General features: G+C 65.8%; 12 protein-coding genes. 7 read left to right on the top strand and 5 right to left on the bottom strand.

The annotated features are described in order from the left end of the window. Positions 1 to 268 precede the first annotated feature (268 nt). The 3 genes from AC3FKH_RS19605 to AC3FKH_RS19595 all read left to right on the top strand — a co-directional run bounded on the left by AC3FKH_RS19605 (position 269) and on the right by AC3FKH_RS19595 (position 2,738). Complete coding sequence (locus AC3FKH_RS19605) at positions 269 to 850, top strand: hypothetical protein (protein ID WP_488677481.1); 582 nt, start codon at positions 269 to 271, stop codon at positions 848 to 850. Between the two features lie 69 nt (positions 851 to 919). Next, positions 920 to 1,123, top strand: a complete 204-nt coding sequence (locus tag AC3FKH_RS19600) for a CsbD family protein (RefSeq protein WP_488677480.1) — start codon at positions 920 to 922, stop codon at positions 1,121 to 1,123. 196 nt (positions 1,124 to 1,319) lie between these two features. Further along, entirely contained in the window at positions 1,320 to 2,738 is a 1,419-nt protein-coding gene (locus AC3FKH_RS19595; RefSeq protein ID WP_488677479.1) for a sensor histidine kinase, read from the top strand. Between the two features lie 73 nt (positions 2,739 to 2,811). Here the strand turns inward: AC3FKH_RS19595 and AC3FKH_RS19590 are convergent, their stop codons facing one another. Next, positions 2,812 to 3,309, bottom strand: a complete 498-nt coding sequence (locus AC3FKH_RS19590) for an acyl-CoA thioesterase (protein ID WP_211947521.1) — start codon at positions 3,307 to 3,309, stop codon at positions 2,812 to 2,814. A gap of 290 nt (positions 3,310 to 3,599) precedes the next feature. Then, positions 3,600 to 5,003: a glycosyltransferase family 39 protein gene (locus tag AC3FKH_RS19585; RefSeq protein ID WP_488677478.1), complete on the bottom strand. Its 1,404-nt coding sequence runs from the start codon at positions 5,001 to 5,003 to the stop codon at positions 3,600 to 3,602. Positions 5,004 to 5,547: 544 nt separating this feature from the next. On the opposite strand from AC3FKH_RS19585, the gene AC3FKH_RS19580 reads away from it, so the two are divergent. From AC3FKH_RS19580 to AC3FKH_RS19565, 4 genes are all read left to right on the top strand, one after another. After that, on the top strand, positions 5,548 to 6,327 hold the full coding sequence (locus AC3FKH_RS19580) for a GntR family transcriptional regulator (protein WP_488677521.1): 780 nt from the start codon (positions 5,548 to 5,550) through the stop codon (positions 6,325 to 6,327). Between the two features lie 35 nt (positions 6,328 to 6,362). After that, the gene (locus tag AC3FKH_RS19575) at positions 6,363 to 7,907 is read left to right on the top strand and encodes an acetolactate synthase large subunit (RefSeq protein WP_488677520.1); all 1,545 of its coding nucleotides are present in this window, start codon (positions 6,363 to 6,365) and stop codon (positions 7,905 to 7,907) included. A 143-nt stretch (positions 7,908 to 8,050) separates the two neighbouring features. Next, complete coding sequence (locus AC3FKH_RS19570) at positions 8,051 to 8,455, top strand: Zn-ribbon domain-containing OB-fold protein (RefSeq protein WP_488677477.1); 405 nt, start codon at positions 8,051 to 8,053, stop codon at positions 8,453 to 8,455. Continuing rightward, positions 8,452 to 9,624: a thiolase gene (locus tag AC3FKH_RS19565; RefSeq protein WP_488677476.1), complete on the top strand. Its 1,173-nt coding sequence runs from the start codon at positions 8,452 to 8,454 to the stop codon at positions 9,622 to 9,624. Before AC3FKH_RS19570 ends, AC3FKH_RS19565 begins: the two co-directional genes overlap by 4 nt. Before the next feature lie 476 nt (positions 9,625 to 10,100). Here AC3FKH_RS19565 and AC3FKH_RS19560 read toward each other — a convergent pair whose 3' ends face one another. Genes AC3FKH_RS19560 through AC3FKH_RS19550 form a run of 3 tightly spaced genes read right to left on the bottom strand, consistent with a single transcriptional unit; the run spans position 10,101 to position 12,796 of the window. Beyond that, the gene (locus tag AC3FKH_RS19560; RefSeq protein WP_488677475.1) at positions 10,101 to 11,381 is read right to left on the bottom strand and encodes an acyl-CoA dehydrogenase family protein; all 1,281 of its coding nucleotides are present in this window, start codon (positions 11,379 to 11,381) and stop codon (positions 10,101 to 10,103) included. Beyond that, positions 11,382 to 11,762 carry a DUF6285 domain-containing protein gene (locus tag AC3FKH_RS19555; RefSeq protein ID WP_488677474.1) on the bottom strand — a complete coding sequence of 127 codons (381 nt, stop codon included), beginning with the start codon at positions 11,760 to 11,762 and terminating at the stop codon, positions 11,382 to 11,384. Then, a complete protein-coding gene (locus AC3FKH_RS19550) occupies positions 11,762 to 12,796 on the bottom strand; it encodes a phosphotransferase family protein (RefSeq protein ID WP_488677473.1) in 1,035 nt (344 codons plus the stop codon). The genes AC3FKH_RS19555 and AC3FKH_RS19550 overlap by 1 nt, the downstream gene beginning before the upstream one ends. Positions 12,797 to 12,840: the final 44 nt, after the last annotated feature.

The raw sequence follows: 12,840 nt of genomic DNA, 5'->3' as shown, positions 1-12,840 counted from the left end.
CCTCCCCAGGACGGGCTTTTTGCTTACAGGGCATGGCATTGCCATGCTGCCCCGCTGAAGACCTTGTCCCCATCGCCCGCTATTGCCCCGCAATTCGCCCGCGCGGCCGTTCTCCTGTCGGAATCCTCTGACGTCCCTTTCGGAACTGCACTTCTGCAGGACCAGCGCCCCAAAACCTACGCTGAACACATGCAGCAGGTGGCCGGAGGTAAACGGCTGTCAGCTGCGACGGCAATCCCGCCAATCATTCACGTGGAAGGAGCCCGACATGATGAAGAAATGGCTGTCAGCTGCAGTGTGTTCGATGACGCTTGCCGTCCCGGCAGGCTATGTCCTGGCCCAGACCCATCCAGCCGGGTCGAAGGCCGACTACGACACGGCCGTCAAGCAGGCCGACGACAATTACAAGGCAGCCAAGGGCAAGTGCGACGGCATGAGCGGCAACGCCAAGGACGTGTGCAAGGCCGAGGCCAAGCGCGACCATGACGTGGCCAAGGCCGATGCCGAGGCCCGGCGCGACGGCACGGAAAAGGCACGCGTCAAGGCCCTGAAGACCAAGGCCGACCGCGACTATGACGTCGCCAAGGAAATGTGCGACGACAAGTCCGGCAACGACAAGGACGTGTGCAAGAAGGACGCCAAGACTGCCCATGAAAAGGCCCTGGGTGAAGCCAAGGTAGAAAAGGCCGCCGTCACCGGTACGCGCACCGATGTCGCCGAGGCCCGCCGCGATGCCCGCAAGGACACCACGGATGCTGCTTACAAGGCCGACAAGGAGCGTTGCGACGCCATGACCGGCGACAGCAAGGACAAGTGCGTGGCCGATGTGAAGGCCAAGTACAGCCGCTAAGGCGCCCGGCATAGACGCCAGCACCCGCCGCCGCCACCGCGGAATATCGACGAACACAAGGAGCACCACATGAACTGGGATCAGATCGAGGGCAAGTGGGACCAGGCCAAGGGCAAGATCAAGGAAAAGTGGGGCAAGCTCACGGATGACGACATCACGCAGATCAACGGCAAGCGTGACCAGCTCGCCGGCCGTATCCAGGAGCGCTATGGCTACACCAAGGAACGTGCCGAAGAAGAAATGAAGGCCTGGGAAAACGACGCGCGCTGGTAGGCGTCGGCCCTGCTGACCGGTGCGGCGGCCGGATGCGAAAGCGTCCGGCCGCCGCGCGGCATTTTGGGAACCCCCGGGTGGTAGGGGATGCGTTAAGCGCAAGTTAGCTCTGAATGCAATCAAATGATGCACGCCGCAAGCGTGCTCGACTTAACATGTCACGTTGCTTCGCGGACACCCCCTCATCGCGCCACGCATGTACGCCGTCCTGCCCGCATTCGTTTCGTCCATCTTTCTCGGTTACGGCCTCTATGTGCTGGTGACCAAGGGCGTCACGCGCGTGTCGGCGTCGTTCTTTCTGCTGTGCGTGACCACCTTTGCCTGGCAGGGGACCTGGGTGTTCCTGTTCCAGGCCGAACACCCCGATGTGGCCACGTTGCTCGCGCGGCTTGGCTACCTGTTCATCCTGTTTCTGCCGACCACGTACTACCACTTCCTCGCCGAGGTGACGGAGCGGCGCCAGGAGCGGCCGATCCTGCTCGCGTCCTATGGCATGAGCCTGTTGCTGGCCATGCTGCTGCTGTCCAGCGACCAGGTGGTGGCGGGCTACTACACGTACTTCTTCGGTGATTACCCGAAGGCCGGGCCGCTACATCCGCTGCATCTGCTGCAGACGGTGCTGGTGGCGCTGCGCAGTGCCTGGATCCTGGTCGAAGCGCGTCGGAGCGCGACCGCGGAACGCCGCAAGCGCTACAACCTGTGCCTCGTGGCGGTGATGCTCTACTCGCTGGCCGCCGTGGACTACGCGGCGAACTACGGCTATGCCTTCTATCCGCCTGGCGTGGTGTTCGTGGCGCTGAGCCTTGGCATTCTCGCGGTCAGCGTGGTGCGCTACGACCTGATGCACCCGTATTCGCTGGCCGCCACGGTGGCCCATGAAGTGCGCACGCCGCTCGCTTCCATCCGCATGCAGGCCCAGGAGATGGCGCGGACGTGGCCCGAGGTGCTGCAGGGCTACCGGCTCGCCGTGGAACACGGGCTGTGCGAAGACCGCATGCGCCCGGGGCAACTCGATCGGGTGTCCAGCCTGGTGGGCGCGATCACGCGCGAGGTCGATGGCACCAGCACGGTCATCGACATGGCACTGGCCTCGGTCACGCTCGAGCGCCTGGACCGCAGCACCTTCGCGCCCCACGGCATCGGCGACTGCGTGCGCGCCGCGCTCGAGCGCTATCCGTTCCAGGACGAAGACCGCGCCTGCGTGCAGGTGCGCGGCATCGACGATGCCTGGCGCTTCGTGGGCTCGGACACGCTGCTGGTGTACGTCCTGTTCAACCTGCTGAAGAATGCGCTGCATGCCATCCGCGCGCGCGGCGACGGCCATATCGACATTGTTGGTTCCGCCGAAGGACCCTTCCACGTGGTGCGCTTCCGCGACACCGGCTCCGGCATTCCGGCCAACGTCCTGCCGCGCATCTTCGATCCGTTCTTCTCCACCAAGGCGCATGGCACCGGCGCTGGCCTGGGCCTGGCCTTCTGCCGTCGCGCGATCGAGTCGTTTGGCGGGCGCATCGAGTGCGAGTCCGTGGCTGGTTCGCATACCACCTTCACGCTGCGGCTGCCGCGCTTCACGCCCATGGCGGACGGGCGCCTGCGCGCCAGCGCCGCCGGCTGACCCGATCCGGCGTGGGCTTGCGTTGCACCCCGCGCCGTGCCGGCCGCGGGCTGCAACGGATCCCTAGCAGGTCTTAGCTGGCCAGTGCCGGCAGGACCAGTTCATATTCCTTGACGCGCTCGATGATGCCGTGCGGGAAGCGGCTGATCCGCTTGTCCTTGTCGGCAAATACGATCTGCTGGTACCCCAGTGAAACGGGCTTGCCGCCGACGCAGAAGCGGAACAGCAGGTAGGCCGAGCACTGCTTGACCTGGAACGTGTTCAGGTAGCAGTCCACGCGCTGGAACGGGAACGTCTCCTCGACATACTCCTGGTGCGCGCGCTTGGTCACGAAGACGCCGCCGGTGGCCAGCAGGTTGTCGTGGATGCATTCGTGGAACCAGCGTTCGCGGCAGATGCCCTGCCATTCGAAGTAGCGGGCGAAGTACGTGTTCATGAAGGCATTGGAATCCTTGAGATAGATATCGATGGCATGGTGGAACGTCTTCTGCGGGGGTGTCTCCAGCAGGTCCTGCGTCAGCATGGCAGTACCGCGGTTCAGCACTTGGGGGATCACGTCTCGCATCAACATGGATTGACTCCGGAAATGACTGCAACGCGGCAGTCGCGCCTGTCCCGGGGAAGGTCGGGGCATAACGCATTCTGGCCGCTTGCCGCATGGAGTTGGCGCGAGGATGTGGTGGCTTTTGCACTGGCACGACAACGCCAGGTGCGAGGACGTGGCCAGCCGTTGGATGCGGGATCGACGGTGTGGTGCGCGCGGGAAGACCGTCCGCACGCAACGTCGAGATTTCCCGGGTTTAAACCGGTGGCGCGCGACCGGGCAGCAGCGGAAGGACCTTGCGTCCTTCGCTCGTCACGCTAGCTGGGGAAAAGGATCGCGACGCCGACCTTGTGGGTCTCGGCCGGTCCCTGGACCGGGACATCCGGCTGCAGGGCAGCCGCCGGAAATTGCTCCGCGATGATTGGCGGAATGCCGGGGCCCTCGTTCTCCGCGTCCCAGACCACGACGGCGCCAGCCTTCCTGAGGTCTTCCGGAGTGACCCACGGATTGAAGCGATAGCCGCCGTGCACGAACAGGGCCGACGGGCGGTCGTCGGAATAGAACGCCGCATTGCCCGCGTACCAGGTGTCGCCAATCACATACCGGAGCGGCTTTCCCGTTGCGGCGAACCAGCGCTCGGTCACTTCGGCGCCGAGCTGTCGCCCGGGAAAATGCGTGCGGTTCTCCTTGCCGGCAAGGGCTGGCCGGCCGAGCTGATCCAGCGCGAACAGCAACGCGGGAAGCAGCAGGACCACGATCCATGCGCGGCCAAAGGTACGCAGCCGCGCCGTGGTCAACACCGGGCGGATCGAGGTGGCAATCAGCAACCCCACGAAGCACAGCAGGGGCGCCGCCCACATGACGCGCGGCGGTCTTTGCGTGATGGCCGACAGGCTAATGGAAAAGAGGATCGGTCCCAGCGCCAGCGCGACAAGATAGGCCCAGTCGAACTTGGCCGCTTCCGATGGCGGGGTCGCCGGCGTTGCGGCCCGGGGCCGCCAGCGCCACAGCATCAGCGCAAGAAGCAGCATCGGGATGATCGCCGCCAGTTGCGCGCCGATGAATGAAGCGAGCTTGACCAGGTAGGTGCCCGTGCCGACCTCCGGGGCTCGCCTGGCCACATACTCGATCGAGATGAAACCGCTATCGACGATCCAGGCCATGTGCGGAAGAAAGGTCAGCAGCGCGGTCAATACCAGCACCCAGGGACCCGGTTCGGCAAGGCGACGGCGGGCCTGCGGGTGCGCGAGCACGAACATCGCCATGGGAAAGAGATACGCCCCCATCGAATAGCGTGCCCAGAGTCCCAGGCCAGCGACGAGCCCGCACAGGAACCAGTCGCGCAGGCGGTTATCCGTCAGGGCGCGATGCAACAGCCAGCCAAACAGGGCGCCGAACGGCATCTGCAGGACAATGTCGTTGAACTCCGGCGTCGGAAAGTTGAAGTAATAGACCCCTTCCAGCAACAGGACACCGAGGAGCGCTTCGCGCTTGGTCGTGATGCGTCGCCCCAGCTGCCACACGGCGACGAATACCGTTCCGATGCAGAGTTGCGCGGCAAGATAACAGGCCCCCAGATTCTTGCCCGGCCACACGCTCAGGGCTTCGGTGACCCACGGCCAGAGCGGTGGATCTTTCTCGTACCCGAGTTGCCATTCATGCCCCCACGCCAGCGCCTCGATGATGTCGAGTGACGCATTCTTCAGCAGCAGGCTCGGCAATAGTGTCCAGATAACGACATGGCAAAGCACGGCCAGTGCGAGGATCCGGCTGGCGCCCAGTTCCTGCAGGGTTTGTGACCATGTCTGGAAAACACCGAAATAAACCGAGGGCCGCGCCTCAGCGGCCTCGGGCGAATACGTTGAAAATTCTTCCACTTTGACTCGGGAAATCCCGCGCGGAGCCAGAAACGCGGGAAAAAATTAGAAACTCATGATTGTTCGAAAAACCGGGTCGCGCAGCGCATTGGCTTGACGAACGGGATATCGACTATCGCCTGATCGGCCAGCGATTATCCCAAAGTATTACGGTTGATTACAAAATATGAATGTGCGAGTTGACACATTAATGACCCACTGCTAGCCGGTATGAAACATGATGCGCGAAAACCACAAATGAGCAGTGGCGCGGGAAGATCGGTTGAACTGGGTGGCGGTAAACCCTAGTAGTCTAGGTTTATAGACCTTTATAGAGTTCGGCATGCTGTTCAGGACGCAGTGGTCCCCACGGACAGTCATTGAAACGGGCACGTCAGCCTGCCAGCCCATGCCGGACAACCCATCGACCGAACTTCTTTCCCGTAGCCGCCAGCCGGTCTACCTGCAGCTCGCTACCATCTTCCGTCGCCGGATCGAAAGTGGGGCATGGGGACCCGGCGCGCAGATCCCGTCGCTGGAGGCGCTGTGCCGCGAGTACGGCGTGGCGCGCATGACCATGCACCAGGCCCTTTCGATGCTGGATGAGGAAGGGCTGCTTGAGCGTTCGCGTGGCCGCGGCACCTTCGTCAAGGCGGGTCGGCGGCCACAGCGGCGTATCTCGCTCTCCACCAGCTGGGACGAGGCCGTTGCGATCGGCGATGCCATCGATACCGAGGCGCTGGTGGAGTCCGGCGGCAACGTGGCGCTGCCCGCCGACCTGGGCCTGCCCTGCAGCGGCAGGCATGCCGCCGAATACCATTTCCTGCGTCGCCTGCATCGCGTGGAAGGGCGGCCCTTTGCCGTCTGCCAGGTCTACATCGAGGCCGAGGTGTTTGCGCGCGAGCCGGAGGCGTTCCGGCAGGGCGCCTCGGTGCAGGTGCTGGACCGCTTTCCCGGCCTGCAGGTCAGCGCCGCGCGCCAGCGCCTGACCATCGTCGCGGCCGGGGCGGAATCCGCGGTCGCGCTGGACCTTGCCGTGGGCGCGCCGGTCGCAGAACTGCGCCGCTATGCCTGCGTCGATGACGTGGTCGTCTACTACGCCCGCATTGAATTCCCGACCGAATTCGTTTGCCTCGATTTCGACCTGCTGGCCGCTTCCGGGCGGCAGCCTGATGCCAACCCGTCCTGAATCACGGAACCCGATCGATGGAAACCTCCCAAGCAATGAACGGCGCTGAAAGCCTGGTCAAGACCCTGCTGGCCAGCGGCGTCGACACCTGCTTTGCCAACCCCGGCACGAGCGAGATGCACTTCGTGGCGGCGCTCGACCGCATTCCCGGCATGCGCTGCGTGCTCGGACTGTTCGAAGGCGTCGTCACCGGTGCCGCCGACGGCTACGCACGCATGGCCGACAAGCCGGCCGCCACGCTGCTGCATTGCGGGCCGGGGCTGGCCAACGGCCTGGCCAACCTGCACAACGCGCGCCGCGCGCAGACGCCGGTGGTCAACATCATCGGCGACCAGGCCACGTATCACCGGCCGCTCGATGCACCGCTCACCGCCGACACCGAAGGCTGGGCCCGCCCGGTTTCGGTGTGGACGCGCACGGCCACGCGCGCCGCGTCGGTCGGCGCCGATGCCGCGGCGGCCGTGCAGGCCGCGTGCGCCGCGCCGGGCGGCGTCGCCAGCCTGATCCTCCCGTCGGACGTGTGCTGGGATGCCGGCGGTGAAGTGGCCGCGCCGCTGCCGGCGTTGTCCGTGCCGAAGGTCGCGCCGGATGCCGTGCAGAACGCCGCGCGCGTGCTGCGTTCCGGGCAGCCGACCCTGATCGTGGTGGCGGGCACCGCGCTGCGTGAGGCGCCGCTCGCCGACGCGCATCGCATTGCCGCGGCCACGCAGGCCCGGCTGATCACGCCCATGTCGAACGCGCGCGTGTCGCGCGGACGCGGGCGGCTGGCGGTGGATCGCATTCCCTATTCCGGCGACGTGGCCCGTGACCGGCTGGCCGGCATCCGCAACGTGATCCTTGTGGGTGCGCAGCCGCCCGTGACGTTCTTCGCCTATCCGGGCAAGTCGCCGCGCCCGTATCCGGAAGATGCGGTCGTGCACGTGCTGGCACGGCCGGAAGAGGATCTCGCGGATGCGCTGGCCCGGCTTGCCGATGAGGTCGGCGCAAGGCACGCGGCGTTGCTGGAATCGACGCCCGTGGCGCCGACGGAGATTGCACGCGGCGCGGTCACGTCGGAAGCCGTGGCGAAGACGCTGACGGCGCTGCTGCCGGAGCAGGCCATCGTCGTTGAGGAGAGCGTCAGCTTCGGACGGGCCTTCTATCCGGGCACCGTGAATGCCGCGCCCCATGACTGGCTGCAGCTCACGGGCGGCGCCATCGGCGCGGGCTTGCCGCTTGCCACCGGCGCCGCCGTGGCCGCGCCGGGCCGCCGTATCGTCGCCTTGCAGGCCGATGGCTCCGGCATGTACACGTTGCAGTCGCTGTGGACCATGGCACGCGAGCAGCTCGACGTCACGGTCGTGCTGCTGGCGAACCGCAAGTACGCGATCCTGCTCGGCGAACTGGCCGGTGTCGGCGCCAACCCGGGCAAGACCGCGCTCGACATGCTCGACATCGGCAACCCCGACCTGAACTGGGTGCAGATGGCCAACGGCATGGGCGTGGAGGGCGCGCGCGCGCACGACATGGAGACCTTCGCCGACCTGTTCCGCATGGCCAACCAGCGCAAGGGCCCGTTCCTGATCGAGCTGGTCATCTGAAGCGCGGCGTGCCTGCAAGGGGGATTTCCGCATTCGGGAATCCTGCCTTTGGCAGATGCGAATTGCTGCACCGCGCATAGTGCGGCAATCTGGCAGCTGTGCCATGGAAGCCCCATGGCGGCATTATTTGTGAAGGAGACACCATGCCCCAACAAGGAGCGGCAGCGGGTCCGGACAAGGTCTACGCGGAAATGCTCGCGGCCGGCCAGTTCCGCATCCAGCACTGCCAGGACTGCAAGAAGCACGTATTTTTCCCGCGCAATATCTGTCCGCACTGCGGCGGAGACGCGCTCGACTGGGCCGATCCGAAAGGCACCGGCACGGTCTACTCCACCAGCGTGATCCGCCGCAAGCCCGAAGCCGGCGGTGACTACAACATCGTGCTGGTCGACCTGGACGAAGGCGTGCGCATGATGAGCCGGGTCGAGGGCATCGCTCCGACCTCCGTGCGCATCGGCATGCGCGTCAAGGCGCGCGTGGCGCCTGGCAAGGCAGAAGGCGAGCCCGCTCTCGTCGTGTTCGATCCGGTGGAGGGCCAAGCAAAATGAGTCTGTCTTCTCTGCGCGGCAGCGTCGCCATCGTTGGCGTCGGCCAGGCCGGCATGGGCGAAGCCCATGGCAAGACTGAAATGGAAATCCTGGTGGAAGCCGCCAAGGCAGCCGTGAAGGATGCCGGCATGTCGATGCGCGACATCGACGGCATCGCCACCGCCAGCGTCGGCGCCACCATGTGGGTGATGCCGGTGGCCGAGTACCTCGGCATCAAGCCGAAGTTCCTCGACAGCACCATGATCGGCGGCTCGAGCTTTGTCTCGCACATGCTGCCCGCCATGATGGCGCTCGAAGCCGGCCTGTGCGACGCGGTGCTGGTCTGCTACGGCAGCAACCAGCGCACTTCGACCGTGGGCCGCGCCGGCATCGGCAAGGTTCGCGCGGTGCTCGATCCGCAGCCGTACGAAAACCCGTACCAGCCGCTGAGCCCGATCACGTCGTACGCACTGGCCGCCGCGCGCCACATGCATCAGTACGGCACCACGCGCGAACACCTTGCCGAAGTGGCCGTGGCCGCGCGCAAGTGGGCGCAGCTCAACCCGGAAGCGCAGATGCGCGATCCGCTCAGCATCGACGACGTGCTCAATGCGCGCATGGTGTCGGACCCGCTGTCGGTGCGCGATTGCTGCCTGGTGACGGATGGTGCCGGCGCCTACGTGATGGTCCGCGCCGATCGTGCCAAGGACATGGCCAAGCCGCCGGTCTACGTGCTCGGCAACGCCACCGCGACGTGGCACCGCCAGATCTCGTGCATGCCGGACGTCACCGTCACGGCGGCCAAGGAATCCGGCGAGCGCGCATTCGCCATGGCCGGCCTCAAGCCTTCGGATGTCGACGTGGCCGAACTGTATGACGCGTTCACCATCAATACGCTGCTGTTCCTGGAAGACCTTGGCTTCTGCGCGAAGGGCGAGGGTGGCCAGTTCGTCAGCGGCGGCGGCATTGCGCCGGGCGGCCGCTTGCCGGTGAACACCAACGGTGGCGGTTTGTCATGCGTGCATCCGGGCATGTATGGCATGTTCATCACGATCGAAGCCGTGCGCCAGCTCCGGGGCGAATGCGGTGACCGCCAGGTCAAGAACGCCGAAGTCGCGGTGGTCCATGGCAACGGCGGTACGCTGTCCAGCCAGGCGACGGCGATCCTGGGGACGGCTGCAACGGTGTAAAGCGATCCGGGTTTGAAGGGAAGTAGGGAGGCGGCGGTGGAACTGAGGGGTTGGTTCCACCGCCGCTTCTTTTGGCGGGGCTTGGCGTGCCGTTGATGTCGTCCCGCCTGCCGACTACTGAGCCGCGCAGCAGCCGAAGGCGATGATGCGATAACGGTGGCAGTGTCGGGCCACGGACAGGTTCGGGGCTCGTTCAATCATTGTTGGAGAGCCTGCAGACGGGCGCGCTCCACGCGGCAGGCAGCCGGGCAGACTCTGAAGCGAATACCCGTACGAAATTCTCCGCACGCTACGATCAATATTCGCCCGTTAGGGCAAGTAAACGCGTTTCTTGGTTACTTCTTGTCGCTTGGACAAGAAGTAACTCGCCGGCTACGCCGGCGAAACAGCGGCGTCTGCCAAGCACGACAAGCCAGTCAGTTGACCCGCCGCGTACGTCCCTCCCAAAGCGGATCCCGCAACTGACGCCGCAGCTTTCACGCGTGCGGTTCGCGGCTGATATAGCCAAACAGGTAAGCCGCCACCTTGCGCATCTGGATCTCGTCCGAGCCCTCGGTGATGCGGTAGCGGCGATGGTGCCGGTAGATATGCTCGAACGGCTTGTGCCGCGAGTAGCCGATGCCGCCATGCACCTGCATGGCCAGGTCGGCGGCCTCGCAGCACAGCCGGTTGGCGGTGAAATTGCACATCGAGACCTTGTCCGACAGCTGTTTCTCCACTTCCTTCTTCGGCATGCGGTCCATCTCCCATGCGGTCTGGAGGATGAAGGCGCGCAGCATCTGCGCACGCGTGGCCAACTCCACCAGCGGGAACTGGATGCCCTGGTTGCGCGCGAGTTCCTGCCCGAACGGCTTGCGCTCGCGCGCATAGCGCACGCTTTCGCGGATGCAGTAGTCCGCTGCGCCCAGGCTTGCGGCGGCCTGGCGGATGCGGTTCTCGTGCACGAAGTGCTGCGCTACGGACAGCCCGGCGCCGGCCTTCGCGAGTACGGCGTCTGCGGGCACCCACACACCCGTGAAGCTCACGCGCGGATGGTCGGTCGGCATATTGAAGGTCCACAGGTACTCTTCCACGCGCACGCCGGCTGTGTCGGACGGAACCAGGAAGGCGGTGATGCCGCGCGCGTCGCCGTCTTCGCCGCTGGTGCGCGCAAAGACCACGCAATGCGTAGCGGTATGCATGCCGGTGGTCCACATCTTTTCGCCGTCGATGCGCCAGCCGTCCATGCCATCGCGCTTTTCCGGCACGGCGCGCGTTGCCATGTGCGTCGCGTCGGACCCATGCTCCGGCTCGGTCAGGCCAAAGGCGAGCTTGACGGTTTCATCGAGCATGCCCGGGATGAAAAACGCCTTCTGCGCGTCGGTGCCATAGTCGCGCATGACCAGCACGAACGGCTTGTTGCCGACGATCGAATGCTCATTCTGCAAATCGTTGTGCAGGCCCAGTCCCTTTGCAGCCAGGTGTTCGCGGATCACCGCCATCCAGAGATTGCCACCGCCCTTGCCGCCGTATTCGGACGGCAGCGCGAAGCGCAGATGGCCGGCACGGTCTGCGCGGCGGCGTGCCTCGGCCAGCAGCGCCTCCCACTCGGGCCGCGGCAGGCCCTGGTTGTCGAAGTCCGTACGGGCCCACTCGCGGCGGTGGTCGAAGAAGCGCTGGTTGTCGTTCTCGGCCTGCAACGGCTGGATCTCCGCTTCGATGAAGCGGTCGAGTTCTTCAAGGTAGGCGACGAGTTCCGCGGGAAGCTGGAAATCCATTCATTGCTCCATGGCTTGCAATGCCGTGCGATAGCTGCTGTAGGCAGGCTGGTCGATGGCGAGCTTGTTCAGGGTGACAGTCCAGAGATGCCCGGTCAGGCCGGGCGTGTCCAGGTCGATGTGGCCGGCGGCAATGGCTTCGCACAGTTGCCGGTTCAGCGCTTCAAGCGTGCCGTCCGCGCCGAGCAGCAGGCGCAGGCGTTCGTGTTCTGCGGCGTTTGCCTCTGGGGCCAGCCGCAGTTCGCGCTCGACGATATCGAGCACGTTGGCGGCCACGCGCGCATCGAACGCTTCGCGTCCCGTGAGCTTCGGGATCGCGGCATTGCGCAGGAAGGCGGTGACCGACTGCAGCAGGTCAACGGCGTTGGGCGTGTCTTGCATCAGCGTGCTCCACGGCGCGGCGCCAGCAGGTTCAGCAGGTCGATCTCGGTCTCGGAGCTGCGCCGCCCAATGGCCGCGCGCTCCACGGTGCGTGGCGCGCCGCCGGCGGGGGCCTGCGCCATGCTCTCGCAGCCGATGCCCCACTTGAGCGAGCCGAAGACCTCCCAGAAATGCACGCGCGCGGCATCCACCGTGCCGCCGCCGGCTTCGTAACCCGCGAACAGGTCCTCGCGCGTGCCGAAGCCCCCTACGGGAAGGCTGGTGTGGCCAAAGCGCCAGGAATTGACGCACAGCCAGCCGAGGTCTTCCATCGGATCGCCAAGATGGGCCAGCTCCCAGTCGAGCACGGCGCGCAGGCCGTCCTCGCCGACCATCAGGTTGCCGTTGCGGAAGTCGCCATGCACCAGCACCTTGCGCGCGGGCGCTGGCGGCAGATGGCGCTGCAGCCACTGGAAGGCCAGTTCGAACACCGGCTTGGCCGAACCGCCGGCACGGTGCCGCGCCAGGTAGTTCGCCACTTCCTCGGCGGCCGCGGCTTCGCGCAGCGGCGGCAATTCCGCGTGCGGGATGTTGTGGATGCCGGCCAGCGCATGCCCGCACTGCCAGGCCAGCCTGGCACGCGCATGGGCCAGTGCGGGATCGCGCACGATGCGTCCGCCCAGCGTTTCGCCAGCCACGAAATCCATGATGAAGCCGTCCCCGATGCCGTCAGCCGGATCGAGCACGGCGCGCACCACCGGCACCGGCACGCCGGCCCGCGCGGCGCGCTCGAGAAGTACGGCTTCCGCGGCCATGCCGGTGAAGCTGGCCGAGCCGCTGCCGGCCGGGCGCGCCGATTGCGGCGGGCTGCGCCGCAGGATCATCGGCGCGGAACCTTCAGGGCATTCGATGCTGAAGGACCAGGTTTCCTGGTTGGCGCCGCCGGACAGGCGGCGCAGGGCGGTGATGCCCGTTGCGCGCTCGTCGATGCGGCGCGCGATGCAATGCAGGCCCGGGGACAGCATGTCCTCAGCCTGCACAGGCGTTGTCTCCACGTTTGTTGTTCTCCCTGATGGCGTCAATGGCGCACCTGGTCGGC

It is taken from the genome of Cupriavidus sp. 21MJTG02-4, assembly GCF_057798975.1.
Note: the sequence above shows the minus strand (reverse complement) of the source record. Positions and strands in the feature narration are given on the sequence as shown.

Coding starts and splice junctions, on each gene's coding strand:
- AC3FKH_RS19605 (WP_488677481.1), top strand. CDS start 269: ATGATGAAGAAATGGCTGTCAGCTGCAGTGTGTTCGATGACGCTTGCC.
- AC3FKH_RS19555 (WP_488677474.1), bottom strand. CDS start 11,762: ATGCAAGACACGCCCAACGCCGTTGACCTGCTGCAGTCGGTCACCGCC.
- AC3FKH_RS19575 (WP_488677520.1), top strand. CDS start 6,363: ATGAACGGCGCTGAAAGCCTGGTCAAGACCCTGCTGGCCAGCGGCGTC.
- AC3FKH_RS19560 (WP_488677475.1), bottom strand. CDS start 11,381: ATGGATTTCCAGCTTCCCGCGGAACTCGTCGCCTACCTTGAAGAACTC.
- AC3FKH_RS19595 (WP_488677479.1), top strand. CDS start 1,320: ATGTACGCCGTCCTGCCCGCATTCGTTTCGTCCATCTTTCTCGGTTAC.
- AC3FKH_RS19580 (WP_488677521.1), top strand. CDS start 5,548: ATGCCGGACAACCCATCGACCGAACTTCTTTCCCGTAGCCGCCAGCCG.
- AC3FKH_RS19570 (WP_488677477.1), top strand. CDS start 8,051: ATGCCCCAACAAGGAGCGGCAGCGGGTCCGGACAAGGTCTACGCGGAA.
- AC3FKH_RS19590 (WP_211947521.1), bottom strand. CDS start 3,309: ATGTTGATGCGAGACGTGATCCCCCAAGTGCTGAACCGCGGTACTGCC.
- AC3FKH_RS19600 (WP_488677480.1), top strand. CDS start 920: ATGAACTGGGATCAGATCGAGGGCAAGTGGGACCAGGCCAAGGGCAAG.
- AC3FKH_RS19565 (WP_488677476.1), top strand. CDS start 8,452: ATGAGTCTGTCTTCTCTGCGCGGCAGCGTCGCCATCGTTGGCGTCGGC.